The 14068-nt window shown below is 43.1% G+C and carries 19 protein-coding genes; 16 read left to right on the top strand and 3 right to left on the bottom strand.

Going from position 1 to position 14068, the window contains the following annotated elements; all coding sequences use genetic code 11:
- Positions 1–117 precede the first annotated feature (117 nt).
- From Q8P05_04015 to Q8P05_04000, 4 genes are all read left to right on the top strand, one after another.
- Positions 118–333: a type II toxin-antitoxin system HicB family antitoxin gene (locus Q8P05_04015; protein MDP2666639.1), complete on the top strand. Its 216-nt coding sequence runs from the start codon at positions 118–120 to the stop codon at positions 331–333.
- Positions 330–536 (top strand): type II toxin-antitoxin system HicA family toxin, encoded by a 207-nt coding sequence (locus Q8P05_04010; protein MDP2666638.1) that lies wholly within the window; start codon positions 330–332, stop codon positions 534–536. The genes Q8P05_04015 and Q8P05_04010 overlap by 4 nt, the downstream gene beginning before the upstream one ends.
- Positions 537–706: 170 nt before the next feature.
- A complete protein-coding gene (locus Q8P05_04005; GenBank protein MDP2666637.1) occupies positions 707–1177 on the top strand; it encodes a hypothetical protein in 471 nt (156 codons plus the stop codon).
- Between the two features lie 197 nt (positions 1178–1374).
- Entirely contained in the window at positions 1375–1926 is a 552-nt protein-coding gene (locus Q8P05_04000; GenBank protein MDP2666636.1) for an NUDIX hydrolase, read from the top strand.
- 162 nt (positions 1927–2088) lie between these two features.
- Here the strand turns inward: Q8P05_04000 and Q8P05_03995 are convergent, their stop codons facing one another.
- Complete coding sequence (locus Q8P05_03995) at positions 2089–2622, bottom strand: hypothetical protein (protein MDP2666635.1); 534 nt, start codon at positions 2620–2622, stop codon at positions 2089–2091.
- Between the two features lie 212 nt (positions 2623–2834).
- On the opposite strand from Q8P05_03995, the gene Q8P05_03990 reads away from it, so the two are divergent.
- Both Q8P05_03990 and Q8P05_03985 read left to right on the top strand, forming a co-directional pair.
- Positions 2835–3095: a DUF2683 family protein gene (locus Q8P05_03990; protein ID MDP2666634.1), complete on the top strand. Its 261-nt coding sequence runs from the start codon at positions 2835–2837 to the stop codon at positions 3093–3095.
- A 6-nt stretch (positions 3096–3101) separates the two neighbouring features.
- Positions 3102–3377 carry an addiction module toxin RelE gene (locus Q8P05_03985; protein MDP2666633.1) on the top strand — a complete coding sequence of 92 codons (276 nt, stop codon included), beginning with the start codon at positions 3102–3104 and terminating at the stop codon, positions 3375–3377.
- Positions 3378–3510: 133 nt separating this feature from the next.
- On the opposite strand, the gene surE is transcribed toward Q8P05_03985, so the two are convergent.
- The gene (surE, locus tag Q8P05_03980) at positions 3511–4350 is read right to left on the bottom strand and encodes a 5'/3'-nucleotidase SurE (GenBank protein ID MDP2666632.1); all 840 of its coding nucleotides are present in this window, start codon (positions 4348–4350) and stop codon (positions 3511–3513) included.
- Between the two features lie 224 nt (positions 4351–4574).
- On the opposite strand from surE, the gene Q8P05_03975 reads away from it, so the two are divergent.
- The 6 genes from Q8P05_03975 (at position 4575) to Q8P05_03950 (ending at position 8410) form a co-directional block, all read left to right on the top strand.
- Complete coding sequence (locus Q8P05_03975) at positions 4575–4877, top strand: hypothetical protein (protein ID MDP2666631.1); 303 nt, start codon at positions 4575–4577, stop codon at positions 4875–4877.
- Positions 4878–4929: 52 nt separating this feature from the next.
- Positions 4930–5184, top strand: a complete 255-nt coding sequence (locus Q8P05_03970) for a hypothetical protein (protein MDP2666630.1) — start codon at positions 4930–4932, stop codon at positions 5182–5184.
- 128 nt (positions 5185–5312) lie between these two features.
- A complete protein-coding gene (locus tag Q8P05_03965) occupies positions 5313–6590 on the top strand; it encodes an ATP-binding protein (protein MDP2666629.1) in 1278 nt (425 codons plus the stop codon).
- Positions 6591–6726: 136 nt separating this feature from the next.
- The gene (locus tag Q8P05_03960) at positions 6727–7617 is read left to right on the top strand and encodes an NAD(P)-binding domain-containing protein (protein ID MDP2666628.1); all 891 of its coding nucleotides are present in this window, start codon (positions 6727–6729) and stop codon (positions 7615–7617) included.
- Positions 7618–7860: 243 nt separating this feature from the next.
- Positions 7861–8076 carry a hypothetical protein gene (locus Q8P05_03955; GenBank protein MDP2666627.1) on the top strand — a complete coding sequence of 72 codons (216 nt, stop codon included), beginning with the start codon at positions 7861–7863 and terminating at the stop codon, positions 8074–8076.
- Positions 8057–8410: a type II toxin-antitoxin system PemK/MazF family toxin gene (locus Q8P05_03950; protein MDP2666626.1), complete on the top strand. Its 354-nt coding sequence runs from the start codon at positions 8057–8059 to the stop codon at positions 8408–8410. The genes Q8P05_03955 and Q8P05_03950 overlap by 20 nt, the downstream gene beginning before the upstream one ends.
- A 106-nt stretch (positions 8411–8516) precedes the next feature.
- On the opposite strand, the gene Q8P05_03945 is transcribed toward Q8P05_03950, so the two are convergent.
- Positions 8517–9038: a hypothetical protein gene (locus Q8P05_03945; protein MDP2666625.1), complete on the bottom strand. Its 522-nt coding sequence runs from the start codon at positions 9036–9038 to the stop codon at positions 8517–8519.
- Between the two features lie 92 nt (positions 9039–9130).
- Between Q8P05_03945 and Q8P05_03940 the strand changes: the two genes are divergently transcribed.
- The 4 genes from Q8P05_03940 (at position 9131) to Q8P05_03925 (ending at position 14068) form a co-directional block, all read left to right on the top strand.
- Entirely contained in the window at positions 9131–11146 is a 2016-nt protein-coding gene (locus Q8P05_03940; GenBank protein ID MDP2666624.1) for a hypothetical protein, read from the top strand.
- A 739-nt stretch (positions 11147–11885) separates the two neighbouring features.
- Positions 11886–12872, top strand: a complete 987-nt coding sequence (locus tag Q8P05_03935) for an AI-2E family transporter (GenBank protein ID MDP2666623.1) — start codon at positions 11886–11888, stop codon at positions 12870–12872.
- Positions 12873–13166: 294 nt separating this feature from the next.
- On the top strand, positions 13167–13652 hold the full coding sequence (locus Q8P05_03930) for a PRC-barrel domain-containing protein (GenBank protein ID MDP2666622.1): 486 nt from the start codon (positions 13167–13169) through the stop codon (positions 13650–13652).
- Positions 13653–13831: 179 nt separating this feature from the next.
- Entirely contained in the window at positions 13832–14068 is a 237-nt protein-coding gene (locus Q8P05_03925; GenBank protein MDP2666621.1) for a hypothetical protein, read from the top strand.

The raw sequence follows: 14068 nt of genomic DNA, 5'->3' as shown, positions 1-14068 counted from the left end.
GGCGGGACTTTCATTGTTCATAGACTCAACCTTCGCCATCATCCCTCCGGACGCATAAAGGCGTATTTGGCGGTTTGTTAGGCATTGATTTTTATTGACTAATAGGGGGGTATTGATATGGATTGGAAAGTTTATTTGGAAAAAGACAGTGAATCGGGCTGGTATACCGTGACCGTTCCAGCGTTGCCCGGATGTATTAGTCAAGGAGAAACTCGTGAGGGAGCGCTGGAAAATATCAAAGAGGCCATAGCGTTGCATTTGGAGTCATTGGCGGAATCGGGTGTCCCTCTCCATAGTGACAAGGAAGTCACGAAAGTTTCTGTTACCGTATGAAACTTCCTGTTGTTTCTGGCAAAGAAGTTTTGCGTATTCTCTTGAAGAAAGGCTACTCTATCAAAAACCAAAAAGGCAGCCATATTCATCTTCAGCACCCAGAGCGACCGCCCGTTACGGTACCAAATCATAAAGTCATTGTCCCGAAGACGTTGAAATCGATTATTGAGGCAACTGGGTTGACGGAAGAGGATTTCAAATAGGTCTTCCTATCGAACCTTTATTCCAGAAAATCAGAGATTCTCCGATTGCAAGTCCGGGAGGCGGGACTAATATCTCAAACACTCACACTTCAGGCCGGACCGCCTGGTGGACTACATTTTTCGTTAGAATTCAGGAAATCTTTTTAAACTACTAAATTTTCTTTACTTGCATGCCTACGTCGAGAATATCATCAGCTTCGCGTAATATAAGGAGACGTCAAAACGATTTGAGAGTCTTTCAATTGCGAATGAGTCGTCCTAGTGCTAAAATGACAGCGGGACAAAAATCCGCTGCTGAAGGTCGTCTGGCTAAACTTCGGCGTGCACTTGGACAGAACAAAAATAGGTTGACAAAGAGTGGGGTCAGCAGTGTAAGTGGTTGGAAAAGAGAACGATTTTTCTCACGAGTTCCGCTGCCGAAAAATGGATTTAATAAAATCCTTTCATTGGGTAGGGGTCAACGTTACAAGGGTAAAGCTGATAGAGTAATACTCGTTTGGGATATTAATCGATTAGTTCCAGCAGAGCTTTATCGAAAGACGAATTTTGCAGACAAAAAGACCGATTTTGTTGTGTGCGAGGACCCTAATTTCCAGAAGGCTCAACTTGGCAATAGAGGAATAATTTATCGTTTCCAATAGTAAATATTGGATTGGATGAGATACGTTGGTCGATCATCACTACTGCACCAACGTCAGCGAGGCAGCAACCGAGCCTGTATTCAAAGAAAGATCCCCTGGTGCATTACCGGGAGGCTGGACTAATTTCTACTTCTGTGACACTTACGACTCGTCCCGACGACCGGATTTATTAACCAGATTTTGAAGGAGTTAGTGGTATGGTTGGTCGAGTAAAAGTTGGAAAATACAAGTCCGTATTCAAAGGCAAGTTTTTCCGGGTGGAACAGGCTTCTGCGGTTTTTCCAAGTGGTAAAAAAACAATTTTTGAACGCGCTGTTCGTCCCCCTAGTGTAGTGGTTTTTGCTTTCGATAAGCAAAAGCGTGTTTTGATTACCCGTGAGTATCGCCAAAAAACAAGCGAGTACGATTGGCGAGTCCCGGGCGGACGGGTGGATAAGGAAAGAAATATTCATATAGCAGCTCAGCGTGAACTGCGCGAAGAAACGGGTTATCGTGCAAAGAAAATGAAACTTTTTATTGAAAAAGACAGATTAGGAATTTTAGAATGGAAACTGGCGGCCTTTCTGGCGACCGATTTGGAATACGACCCCCTTGAGAAGGATGAAGATGAGGACATTTCAGTCCATCCAAAGTCATTATTAACAGCCTATCGTATGGTTCTATCTGGAAAAATAAAAAACGACTTTATTGCAACAGGCATTCTCAAGCTCTATCGGGAGCGCAAAAAAATTTACAAGTGGATGAAATAAATGGTTGGCGAGCTTAGAAGCGAGCAATCAAGAAAAAACGAGAGATTCCCGGAATAGAATCCTGGATGCGGGACTAATCCTATTTCACATACTCAACCTTCGGTATCGCCCCGAAGACAGATATGCTTATGGTGGAATAAAAAATTACTTCAATGCTTTCATTCAATCAATTGGCGTGTCAATTAATTGGCGTGTCAGTCTTACGAATGAATCAAAATATTTTTTTCCTATACCATATTTTCGGAAGTGTGGGTAATATTGAATCATTAAATTTAATTGTTCAGTCCAATGCTCTTTGCTATATGATAAAGGAGTGTATTGTCCAATAGGTGTATTATTTTGGTGGTTCCAAATTGCTGAATGGAATGCCAATGCTGTTTCTAAAGCCCACCGTAAATTGCTGATTGGAAGTTGGAGAGTAGCTCTTTCAATAAGCGCAAATGAAAGAGTTTCCCTTTCTTTAGGGGTTATTATTTTGGCTCGACGTTTAGCATTTAGCCTATTAATTTGTCTATTAAGAAGGGCCATTTCGAAATCCTGAGCAATTAGATGAGAGGATCTTCCAGCGATGAAGTCTTCCGCTGGGTTACGAGCTTGCTTGCCTCTTTTCTTCCCGAGGTAATAAGATAATGGTTTTGGGAACAATCCCCTTCTGCCATTGCTCCTTGGTCCTGGACGTTTTCTACCGCTATTCATAGTCCTATATCCCTTGGAGTATTATTAAAAGTATGGATTTCCTACATTGGAAAGATGAATCAATTGAATATCACTAAGTGCACTAACCACACCGAACCCGTAATTGAGGTTTCGGATAGAAACGGAAGATTTTCGGAATAGAGCTCTTTTTGGCGGTTCGCGTCCAAAGCCTTATTAATTAGTTCAACTAATTCTATATTAGGTGATATTAAATGGGTGATTCGGTTGCCATTAATACGAAAGTGAAGGGCTATACTTCCCGAGTCTTGGGGGTAGTTAAGGAAAAGTATGGTTTGCGCGATAAAGGCGAGGCTTTGGATAAGTTTGCCGAGATGTTTGGAGATGAGTTTGTAGAACAAGAAGCCAGCGAAGCCTATGCTAAAAAAATTTTGAAGATTACGGAGGAGCATTATCGTAAGCACCCCAATCGCAGAATGTCGGATAAAGAGCTAGATGAACTCTGCGGCTTGTGATTTCTTATGCCACTGGAATACGACCTATCTGACAAACTGAAGGATATTCTACGGAATTTAGCCAAGCGAGATCCCAAGAAAGTTTTAATCATTAACAAGAAAATTAAACAAATTGTGAACTCGGATGAATATACCATTGAACACTACAAGAACCTGCGCCACACGATGAAAGATTTCAAACGTGTTCATATCGACAAACACTTTGTTTTAACTTTTCAATATGACAAAGCGAAAAAGTTTGTTCTTTTTGCGGACTATGATCATCACGACAACATTTATTGAAGGGAGGCTGAGATGAGTTCAGAGAACATCCCAAAGTACACCAACTACACTCTTCGCGAGGCTTCAGCCGAGCCTATCTTCCAAAAGACCAGAGATTTCCCGATTTCGAGTCCGGGAGGCGGGACTAATCCATTCACCTACTCAAGCTCTGCTCTTGTCCCGACGACCAGTTCTTCTTGAGAAGCTGATTTAGTTTTTTGAACGATTCTTCGCGTGAAAGGTTCAAGCTAATAGGGGTGATTGAAATTTTATTCTTAGAAAGTGCATAACTGTCTGTGCCGATTTTGTATGTGAAATCTATTTTGCCGCGAGCAGACGAATCACCGATTGATTTCTTACTATATCCTTCGTTTTTTTTCGCAAAAAGTCGGTGATAGGGTTCTCGATGTGGCCTCGTAATCTGGATTTTATTCTCAACGGTGGCCTCAAATGGTATGTTGATAGAAAGAATGTCCACACCTTTCTCAAATGGGTATTGAACCACAATTTTTGCAATTTTAGCTGTTATTTTTGCTGCATTCTCAAACATGGAATAATTTTTGGGGTGAAAGAAATCCGCTGACTTGCGTATATCATCGGGAAGTTGAAGTGAGGAGGCGAGTGCCTTTACTTCATCAATAGCCGCTTCCATTGCTGCACCAATTGTGCCCGAACTCAGTATTCTACCATGTCCAACATTTGCACCGATATTGATGCCGGACACCACTAAATCCGGTCGCTTTTTTGAAAACTCATATATGCCCAATTGAGAGCAATCGGCAGGAGTTCCACTACAAACATAAATTGGGATTCCATTCAGGTTTATTTTTTTGACCTTTAATTCTTTTTTGGCTGTAATCGATTTTCCTATCCAACTCCTTTCGCTTTCCGGTGCAACCGAAGTAACAGAAAAACTCTTTTCTAATTCCTTTAACAAGGGGTAGAAACCAACGGACTGATAACCGTCGTCATTTGTTAGCAATATCTGTTTCATATATCTCCGACAATCTGCTTCCTTATATTGATAATCTTCACTAACTATCGCAGGAGGGTGTTTTGCTATGGTGTGTGATCTTTTAAGCGAGACCTCGGGTAAAAGTCGGAAGTTTCTTAGAAGTAAATCCGGGAAGCCGGGACTAATCCATCACTTACTCAACCTTTGGTCTTCCCCCGGGTAGATTGTGTAACCATTAAATAGGTATTGCAACAACGTATCGTATGTCCAATATTTATATTTTTTTTATTCCGTTTGTGCTTCTTTTGAGTATTGGTTTTGTTTACTCTATTCTTTCTCGTTTTAAGACGGGTCTTCATTTCCTTTCTATTTTTGTTTTCCCGATGGTTCTATTTTCGTTAGGATTTTTACTCAGAGTATCTACAACCGGTGATTTAGCTGATATTGGGTTCTTTTTCACTGAATTTAGTTTTGTTATCATTTACGTGCTTTTTACCATCAGTTTTTTCATTGGTCAAATAAAGTATTGGGGATTATCTAAAGCAAGCGGAAAGAACGCCAAATAGAATATATCTTTATATGCGTTATATGTCTATATTAATGTAGTTGGTGACGTTTATGCAGGTCCTACACTACCCCACCCTCAAAACCGTTCTTTTAGTCGAAGAAATACTCAAAGAAGCCAAAGAGCCTCTTTCTCGCTATGAGCTATTGAAACGAGCCGGTAACAAAATAATGCGCCCAACCTTGGACGTGATTATTGAGTATTTTGAGAAACGCTTTATGGTTTTAGACACTCCTAAAGGCATTATCTGGGTTTATACTCCTAAAGATAGGATGAAAAAGCTGATTCAAGAAAGCGTGGAAGTATGAAAGAATGCATCTCCTTGATTGGCTGGGGGGGTGGGGGTGATATTTAATTGTTTCTTATAAGAAACAATTAACCGTCAAACTGTTTCTATGAAGAAACATATATAAGGTGATCTTGGGTATAATTTAGCATGTATCGGGATATTTTCAAACGAATGATCGTGGAATGGCTGGAAAAACCCTTGCCCGAATTGATCCAGAGAAGTGTACATCTAAAACCAAGTAAGGAAAGCATCCAGGCAGTTATCGGTCCGCGGAGGGTGGGTAAAACGTCCATCATGTTTTTGACGATTAAGCAATTGCTCGAAAAAGTTAATCGAAATGAGATTCTCTTCTTGGATTTTGAAGATAATCGTTTGGCTGGAATTTCTTCCAGCCACCTCGATGAATTATTTGTGGCTCACCGAGAGGTGACTGGGGTGGAACCACATTATCTCTTTTTTGATGAGATTCAGGAAGCGCCTATTTGGAGCAAATTTATTCGAAGGCTTCATAATACAGGTAAATATTTCATTATACTAAGCGGATCATCCTCTAAGCTTCTCAGTAAGGAAGTGGCTACCGAACTTCGTGGTCGATATACGAGTGTTCTCCTGCTTCCTTTTTCGTTCAAAGAATTTTTACAGTTAAAAGGATTTAGCTATGATAAAACAATTCCATTTAGCGAAAAAAAAGGATTACTCCTTAGATTGTTTGACGAATATATGTCTTATGGCGGTTTTCCTCTTTTGGCCCAAAAAGAATTGAATGAAAAAAAAGATCTGGTAAAAACCTATTATGAAACCACTTTTTACAAGGACATTGTTGAACGTTACAATGTCAAGAGTGTAGATATTATGCAGGTGCTTATGAATCACATACTTGACAATAATTCGTCTCTTTTTTCCATAACCTCTTTCGAAAAAATGCTTAAGGGGAGAGGAACGGAAGTTAGCAAAAAAACAATTTCCCTTTATCTAAATCACCTAGAAGACGCCTTTTTTATCTTCTCTTCATCCAAATTCTCATATTCTGCTAAAGTGCGTTCGCTTAATCCCAAAAAGGTTTACTTATCGGATAACTCTTTTCAAACGTTTCTCTCGCCTGCATTCAATCCAGATAATGGAAAACGACTCGAAGCCATTGTTATGCAGGAATTGAAGCGACGAGATATGGAGACATTTTATTTTAAGGGAAAGAAGGAATGTGATTTCATTCTCAAGCGGTCAAACGAATTGGAAGCAGTACAAGTAACCTATGCTCTTACCCCAACGACTAAAGATCGGGAAATTAATGGTCTTTTGGAGGCAATGGGCGAAATAAAAGCAAGCAAAGGCCTCATCCTTACGTTTGATCAGGAAGAAAATATTCAGAAAGACGGTAAAAGAATAAACGTTAAGCCTGTGTGGAAATGGCTGTTAGAAGAATAATATAAATGAATGAAAACCGAAGATCCGATTGCGAGTCCGGGAGGCGGGACTATACTTTCTTCTCTGACGCTTCAGGCTTGTCCCGACGACCGGACACTATTGCTTATAAGTCGGGTCGAATTGGAATCTTTCTGATATGCATATCCTACTAATCGGCTGTGGACGAACAGGCCGAGCTATTGCTGAAAATTTAGTTGAGCTCAAAGAGACGAAGGAGCTTTTGTTCTACAGTCGTACATCCAAAAGTGCAAAAGGATTAGCAGCTGATTTGGATAGCGCGAAGGTGCGCGTTTTAGAGAATCTTTCAGCTCTCCAAAAAGTTGATTACATTATCCTTTCACTTTCTGGGATTAGCGATAGTGCACGTACTGAAAGTATGATAAGTAGGAGTTCGACGTATGAAGTTCGGCAGGATGAATTGAAATTTAATCTTGGAGCAGTGGCCGACCTTCTTCGTTATCTCAAGAAGATTTCTTCAAAGACCCGCATTATTGTTGTCACCAATCCCGTAGATGAAATTACCAATTATTTGCGTTTGAAACTAAACCGTAATGATATTCTCGGTTTTGGAATGGAATTGGATGCCAAGAGATACGAAAAGGTGCTTGGAAAAAAAGTTTTCTGTATTGGAACTCATGGAAAGGCGATTCCAATCATCAACTCAACGAATGAAAAGAAATATGATGAATTAGCGCACAAAACGGATTTCGAATTGTTGGCTTTTATCCGTGCGCATGGAATTCCTCACAAAGCCGCTGGTTTAGCCTTTCGAGATTTTTTTGAACGATTGACAAATGCAAAGGAACAGACTGTGCAAGTCTCAGGCCATCTGTACAAACCATTCTTAGGTGTCAAAGACCTCACTATTTCCCTTCCATTCATCGCAAAAAAAGGAAAATTGCTTAGAATTGCACATTTTTCGCCTAATACTATTGAGCAGAAACGATTTGTAGCATCAGCAAAGGAACTTCAACATTCCGTGAATCACATACTGGATACTCACCAAAAGCTTCTCAGTTACAAGTAGTTTAGGAGGTAAGCTATGGTTAGCAATTACACTAAGTTCACTAACTGCACCGAGCTAAGAAGCGAGGGGGTGAATAAAGCAGGAAGATTCCCGGAACAGAATATTTGAGGCGGTTAACACCAAATTTTACCAAAAAGGCAAAAATCGCATTTTATGGTGTTAACTTTTCAGTGCGGCTTTGGCGCTTTGCCCCCGATAGGCTTAAATATTCCTTTACTTATTTTACTTATATAAGGTGATTTGATGCCGAATATGACGATGAATGTGCCGGATGAGATGCATGAAAAGATGCGTCAGCACTCGGATGTAAAGTGGACGGAAGTCGCGCGAAGAGCCTTTGAAAGCAAGCTTGAGAAGCTGGAAAAAAGTGAAAAGAATTCGAGTGATGCCGTTCGTTCATATGCACTAAAGCATGCGTTAGAAGACTGGGATGACGCCGATGAACTCCTCAAACATTAAACCGGGCCAAATCATTGTGGCGGATGTTCGCTACTCGGACCAAGAAGGTAGCAAGCGTCGATTAGGGTTGGTGGTTAGCTCTGCAAAATATAATTCTAAGTCTCCTGATATCGTGATGCTGAAAATAACTTCTAAGCCTCGGAAAAATGATTTTGATTGCATTCTGACCAATGCAAGCACGGAGAAAAAAATGCTGGCTAAAGAGAGTTTTATTCGAGCGGATTTTCCGGTAGTACTGGTCAAGGACAAGATTCTGCGCCAGGTCGATGAAGTTCATACAGCCAAGTTGGACGAAGTTAAATCCAAAATAAAGGAACTGTATGAACTTTCCTGATAAAGAAAGCCGGGGAGGCGGGACTAATACCTCAAACACTCACACTTCAGACCGTCCCGCCGGACGGACAGAATAAGCACTTTTGGCGGTTTCTTTGGATAGGATTTTATTGCACGGTTACCGCAAGTTTTAGTTGGTTTTCATTCAACTTTCCCGTGGTGTATTTCTGAACGGTGTCGGCTTTCACGAAATACGTTTTGGATGTACTTCCCTCAAATACTTGGACCCAGAGTATTTGAGTGGGTTGCGCGAATTTGGAAGCAACCCCCAATGCAAAATAAGCAGCCCCCTCATTGGTCATACTGGAAGGCAAATCGAATGCCACGAGCACGGTTTCGGTTTGATACTCTACGGCTGCATCAGCTATTCCTGCGTTGTTCAAGGCTTGGAAAATCAGCGAGGTTTCCGCGTTGGGGATAAGCCCATCGAATTCGCCCGTGGTTAATGTCGATGTTTCTTCCATGGAGCGGCCCGTAGTCGGGGTCGTGGGAGGGGGTGTTGACGTGGTATCTCCCGCTGGCAAACTGCTTTGCTGTTCCTGCGTCGGAGACTGTATATTTGAAGACGTGCATCCTGCCAAAAAGAGGAGCAGTCCCATTGCGATTATTCCTAGACGCTCTGTTTTCATCTAGAAGGGAAATGGCCCCGAGAATAAATAGGTATGGTTTTCCCCCCTGCGGAAGGCAAAACTTTTTATTGAGTGAAAACAACCCCTCCCCTATGGAAAGTCGATGGATTGTATTATTTGTTCTCGCGGGAATACTGGCATTTTCTATTCCCGTATATGCGGATACATTCGGTGGAATACCGGGAAGGGATTATGGGGATTATTCTTCCTACAATACGCATTCGTATGACGATTGGCCCTCCGAGTATCGAGACTTGTGCGACCAACACATGCGCGCGGTGATCAAGCGTTGTGCGGTGGACGCGAAAACCAAAGGGTATGACAATTGGTTTGTTTCCCGGATGAGGGGATCGACACAGGTCCTTCCCGCACGCAGCGGCTACAGCAATCAGGATGTCATCATAGGAACCAATAATTGTGCGTACAATGAGAACGCGGATGATGAGACTTACATCTCCTCTGCCGTTCTAAGTTTCATGTGCTCCGAAAACGAAAAAGGGAGTGTAACGGGTTCCGACCAGTACACCTGCTCCTTTACCTGTGCGGCTTGGGACTGCGAGGACGATGTGGACTTGTACAGCGTTTCCGCCTGCATTGCCACTGAAGAAAATGTTTCCGCGAATCCCTTTACCAAAATGACGCTGGGCTGCCAGAAGCAGACCGCGGAATTATGCGCGGCGCGAGGAGCAGGGTGTGCATTGGAGCAACCGTGCTACTATTACGATTACGACCGAAAACTGGTTCATTGCGACTGTTCCTGTTCAAACACGCTGGACTCGCCCACGTTGACGGAAGCAGAATTGAGTCTTGCCACGAGCGAACCTTTCAATCTGGACACGTTCAATTGGGACACGTGGAAACAACAGAACCCCGGACCCTGTGATCCCGTGCGTTCAACAGTGGAAGAGAAAGGATTTTTCGACAAAGTAAAATCTGCACTCACCACGATTAAAGACACTGGAGGTCATGTCGTGGGATTTGTCACAGATGGCGTGAAGAGCATGTTGGACAAGTCAACACTCCCTTTCTCCAAAATAGGAGGGGTGCTGGGGGCTTCCAAAAATGGTCAAGTCATTGTGGTGACGCCCGGAGTCAACATCTCTTCGACGACGGGAATCACGCCGACATCGGACCTTGTTTCAAGTCTCATCGCGGGAGCCAACGCGGCCCTTCCCTACCTAGCCGCTGAAAAAACGTTCAACTTGCTCGGCCCGCCGGAATCCAACCAAGAAGTGGCAGAAGCGAACCAGAGTGCTTGCCCCCTCCCGGATTGCGGATTATGGGGAGCATGCACGAACAATTTGCAGACACGCCTATGTAAATCGACTCCGGCGAATTGTCCAAAACCGGAGACCAGGCAAAGTTGTGCCCCCTGCCAAGAATCATGGTCGTGTGGTGAGTATGGGGATTGGAGCGATTGGAGCGTGTGCACTTCTTCCTCCACTCAAACACGCACGCAAGAACGGCTTTGCACCGATGACAATGCCTGTGGGACTGAAACAACGAGACCTATCGAAACCGAGACACAGTCTCAATCCTGCACGTATACCCCGCCGTCCAATTGCACCGAGAGCTGGTCCTGTGACGAATGGGGGGGATGGAGCGATTGGAGTGAATGCCAGCCCGATTCCACGCAAACCCGAATGAGAACGAGACCATGTACGGATGCCAATGCCTGTGGAACCACGGTGAACAGACCTTCCACTACCGAAAACGAATCTCAGAGCTGCACCTATACTCCTCCCGCAAATTATCATGAAAAACAAGCATATTTAGATATGATTTCAGGCGGAGCGACCACGATTTCCGCCGGACTGACCTATAATTGGAATCTTACTACTGGCGAAAGCATAGTGTATGTATTCAGTTTGGCCGATGCCACCTCCCTGTATGAATCGTTTGTCCAAGTAACTTCGGGCGCGGGATTGGGATACGTATTGCAGCAACGCTACGGCCCCCCTCAACTTACATACACCGACACCACACCCGGGACCACCCAATTTAACGGAGGGCCTACCATGACGGGAAGCGACGTGCAACGCGTGGCCATTAAAGTAGGTCCGGCTACTGCTACCTCCGGCGGAACACTGATCGTGAACACGAGTTAATACGGGAGGGTCGCTAGGGACTATGCAGACAACGAATGAAAACGATCGGTCAAACGGGAGAAGGCAATTATCATTCGGGCTTTTTAGAAAACCAAGCAAAACCCTGTTTTGCGGGCATCGTAAACACCGTTTACGATGAAGCCCGGGGAAAAAGATAGATACCTCGCCCTCAACCTTTTAAGAAAAGGTTGATCAAAATCGCAGCGGCCAGCCGAACTTTTGAAAAAAGTTCGATCAAAATGCTTTTGATGAACCTTTTATGAAAAAGGTTCCGAAACTGGCCTGCGACATTCGTCGCCCATTGTTTGGCGAGCGAACACGCGAGCAAGTGACGTTTTCTATTTGTCGGATACCCATCCTTTAGAGTGGGGAGAAAGTCATATTAGAGTAGCAGGTAAATGAGTTGCCCACTTCCTCTTTCGAAAATAGCTTAGGATCTCATGATTCGTAATCCGACTTTTCGTTTAATGACGGGTCCTTTACCGCCTTTCGTATTAGCCGCATTTCGAACGGCTTTTGCCATTCGTGTTCCGCGTGTTTTTTTTGCCATTTGTTTTTGAACTCCTTTTTTTCTAATTACGCCATGTCAAATGGCGTATCTAATGTACAAACTAACTACCACCACCCTATAAATAGGTCGTATGGTGAAATAAGGCCCAAATATGTGTATTCACGCGTTAATATATCGCATACCATCTCAATACATCTATTTTTCAATTGGTTGAGTGAATTAAGGTATATGATATCCGGTGATAAGCTCCAGCTCAAAGGATATTTGTTTTGGGCGATCGTACTCGGCATTATTGTTCTTGCATCATTAATAATGTTGCCATTCGTTATTGCCATACTCTCAGCGTATGTGCTGGCATACATGGCGCGCCCCCTCTATCTTAAACTCGTTGACAAACTCGGTTCAAATTTGGCTGCGGTGACGTGCGTGTTGGTTGCCATTGTTTTGGTTGTCGTACCCATTACATTAGTAGTTGTTGGCGCGATTAATGAAGCGGGGGATGCGATTAGCAATCGAAACATTTCGCATTACATCACTCTTATTGCCATCAATCCCATGTTTCGAGGTTTTAATCTCAATGCCGTCACGATGCAAACGCAGTTTAATCAAATTGTTTCAGACATGACTGCCTCCATTCTTGCTTCTCTTCCTAATTTGATAATAGGGCTGTTCATTACCCTTATTGGAATGTATTATGCATTATGTAAATGGGATAAACTTTCCGCGGAATTGAGAAAATACATCCCGTCCTCACACAAGGAGCATATTATTTACGAACTCAACCTCAATACGCAAGCTATCCTATACGGAACGCTCGTGATGGCGATTTTAGAGTTTGTTATCTCGTTTGTTGGTTTTACTTTTTTAGGAGTGGAACTGAGCCTCATCATGGCCGCACTCATCTTTGTTCTTGCTTTCCTTCCTAGCATTGGACCTATTATGGTTTGGGCGCCGCTGGCCATCTTCTATGCAGTGAATCAGCAATATGAGATTGCGGTGGGAGTGGCGATTATTGGAGTTATTCTCACGTTTGGAGTGGAAACAATCCTCTATGCCAAATGGATCGGCGACCGGACGCGAATCCATCCCTATGTGATGATCGTGGGCGTTATTGGTGGAATTTCACTTTTTGGCGTGTTCGGATTTATTTTTGGCCCCATTATCCTCGCGAGTGCCATTGGAATCGTGAAAGGGGCGATGCGGCCCAATGGATAATATCGTCCTTTTTCTCCATCGTTAACAAAATAGGACCTAGTGGGGTGTATTGTATTGCCTTATTATAATACATATTTTTTCCAATTATGCCTGCTTTGTTGATTCCAACGACCTCTTTATAGAAAGGTCGGCACATAATACCCATACAACAACGACAAATGACACACCAACGGAAAAGTATTTCAATCAAAAACTTTTCCGACTATTATTGCACGTCGCATTTTTTGCGCGCCCCCCGCGTGTTTTGCTGGGTGTTTGGATCAACTAAACTGTGTTATCATGAGGTGATAATCTATGCATGAAATTCGACAGATAAACAAAGAATTTGACTCAGGGATGCGTGTGCAAGATTTGAAAGGCAAAAAAGTTCTTGATTCCAACGGAAAGGATGTTGGGAAAGTCATGGAAATCCGTTTGGACTCGCAGACATTGAACTTAGATGGAGTTGAAATGGATCGAGGATTCTTCGGTGAAGACACCTTTATAGGGCGAAAGTACATTGCATCGCTCTCAATGGAAGGAGTCGTACTCAACATGAGTCCGGTTTCGGATTATAAAGGGTTAAAAGTTTTCGACTCCAGCGGAAAAGAAATTGGAAAGGTCAAAGAAGTTCGCACAGAAGGAAACTCGAACAACATTTCCGCTTTAGTGGTGGAAACGGGAATCTTATCGAATGATGTGGTATTTGCCAAATCTGCTGTGAAAGGCGTGGGAGAGAGCGTTCTGCTCAACATCCTGTTTGATGCAACTGCTGTCAAAGTTGGCGGTCGAATCGAATAGAAGATGAGCACGGAGGGAATGACCTCCTCCTATAGTCGAAGAAGAAGAGGGTTGGGTTAACTGAATTTCACTAGTGTGCCCAGCACCGGGTGATCGACTGATCAAAGATCATCGCCCTCTTCCGCTGCATCATCAGCGGAAAATAATATCTAAATAATTTAAAAAACGAGGTAAAAAACATGACTACAAAAATGGTGGAAGGACGTATTCTCGATAAACATTTCGAGGAGCAAATTAATTCAAATTTAGATGATGCGCGCAAGCAGATTAATGCAAATGTTCATGGCGCGCACACATACGTGAAGAAGAAGCAATCCATGGTTGAACATGCTGTGAGCGAACGTCCCTTTGAATTTGTCATTGGAGCATTTCTTGGCGGCTTGTTAATCGGGGCGCTCATCTCGAAGAAGGGATAA

The organism is Candidatus Diapherotrites archaeon (genome assembly GCA_030688545.1).
Lineage (GTDB): Archaea > Iainarchaeota > Iainarchaeia > Iainarchaeales > VGJJ01 > VGJJ01.
This window is presented reverse-complemented; position numbering and strand designations above follow the sequence as displayed.

Bases quoted from the DNA above. Each gene is read 5' to 3' on its own strand.
- Q8P05_04015 (MDP2666639.1), top strand. From the start codon at position 118: ATGGATTGGAAAGTTTATTTGGAAAAAGACAGTGAATCGGGCTGGTAT.
- Q8P05_04010 (MDP2666638.1), top strand. From the start codon at position 330: ATGAAACTTCCTGTTGTTTCTGGCAAAGAAGTTTTGCGTATTCTCTTG.
- Q8P05_04005 (MDP2666637.1), top strand. From the start codon at position 707: ATGCCTACGTCGAGAATATCATCAGCTTCGCGTAATATAAGGAGACGT.
- Q8P05_04000 (MDP2666636.1), top strand. From the start codon at position 1,375: ATGGTTGGTCGAGTAAAAGTTGGAAAATACAAGTCCGTATTCAAAGGC.
- Q8P05_03995 (MDP2666635.1), bottom strand. From the start codon at position 2,622: ATGAATAGCGGTAGAAAACGTCCAGGACCAAGGAGCAATGGCAGAAGG.
- Q8P05_03990 (MDP2666634.1), top strand. From the start codon at position 2,835: ATGGGTGATTCGGTTGCCATTAATACGAAAGTGAAGGGCTATACTTCC.
- Q8P05_03985 (MDP2666633.1), top strand. From the start codon at position 3,102: ATGCCACTGGAATACGACCTATCTGACAAACTGAAGGATATTCTACGG.
- surE (MDP2666632.1), bottom strand. From the start codon at position 4,350: ATGAAACAGATATTGCTAACAAATGACGACGGTTATCAGTCCGTTGGT.
- Q8P05_03975 (MDP2666631.1), top strand. From the start codon at position 4,575: ATGTCCAATATTTATATTTTTTTTATTCCGTTTGTGCTTCTTTTGAGT.
- Q8P05_03970 (MDP2666630.1), top strand. From the start codon at position 4,930: ATGCAGGTCCTACACTACCCCACCCTCAAAACCGTTCTTTTAGTCGAA.
- Q8P05_03965 (MDP2666629.1), top strand. From the start codon at position 5,313: ATGTATCGGGATATTTTCAAACGAATGATCGTGGAATGGCTGGAAAAA.
- Q8P05_03960 (MDP2666628.1), top strand. From the start codon at position 6,727: ATGCATATCCTACTAATCGGCTGTGGACGAACAGGCCGAGCTATTGCT.
- Q8P05_03955 (MDP2666627.1), top strand. From the start codon at position 7,861: ATGCCGAATATGACGATGAATGTGCCGGATGAGATGCATGAAAAGATG.
- Q8P05_03950 (MDP2666626.1), top strand. From the start codon at position 8,057: ATGAACTCCTCAAACATTAAACCGGGCCAAATCATTGTGGCGGATGTT.
- Q8P05_03945 (MDP2666625.1), bottom strand. From the start codon at position 9,038: ATGAAAACAGAGCGTCTAGGAATAATCGCAATGGGACTGCTCCTCTTT.
- Q8P05_03940 (MDP2666624.1), top strand. From the start codon at position 9,131: ATGGAAAGTCGATGGATTGTATTATTTGTTCTCGCGGGAATACTGGCA.
- Q8P05_03935 (MDP2666623.1), top strand. From the start codon at position 11,886: ATGATATCCGGTGATAAGCTCCAGCTCAAAGGATATTTGTTTTGGGCG.
- Q8P05_03930 (MDP2666622.1), top strand. From the start codon at position 13,167: ATGCATGAAATTCGACAGATAAACAAAGAATTTGACTCAGGGATGCGT.
- Q8P05_03925 (MDP2666621.1), top strand. From the start codon at position 13,832: ATGACTACAAAAATGGTGGAAGGACGTATTCTCGATAAACATTTCGAG.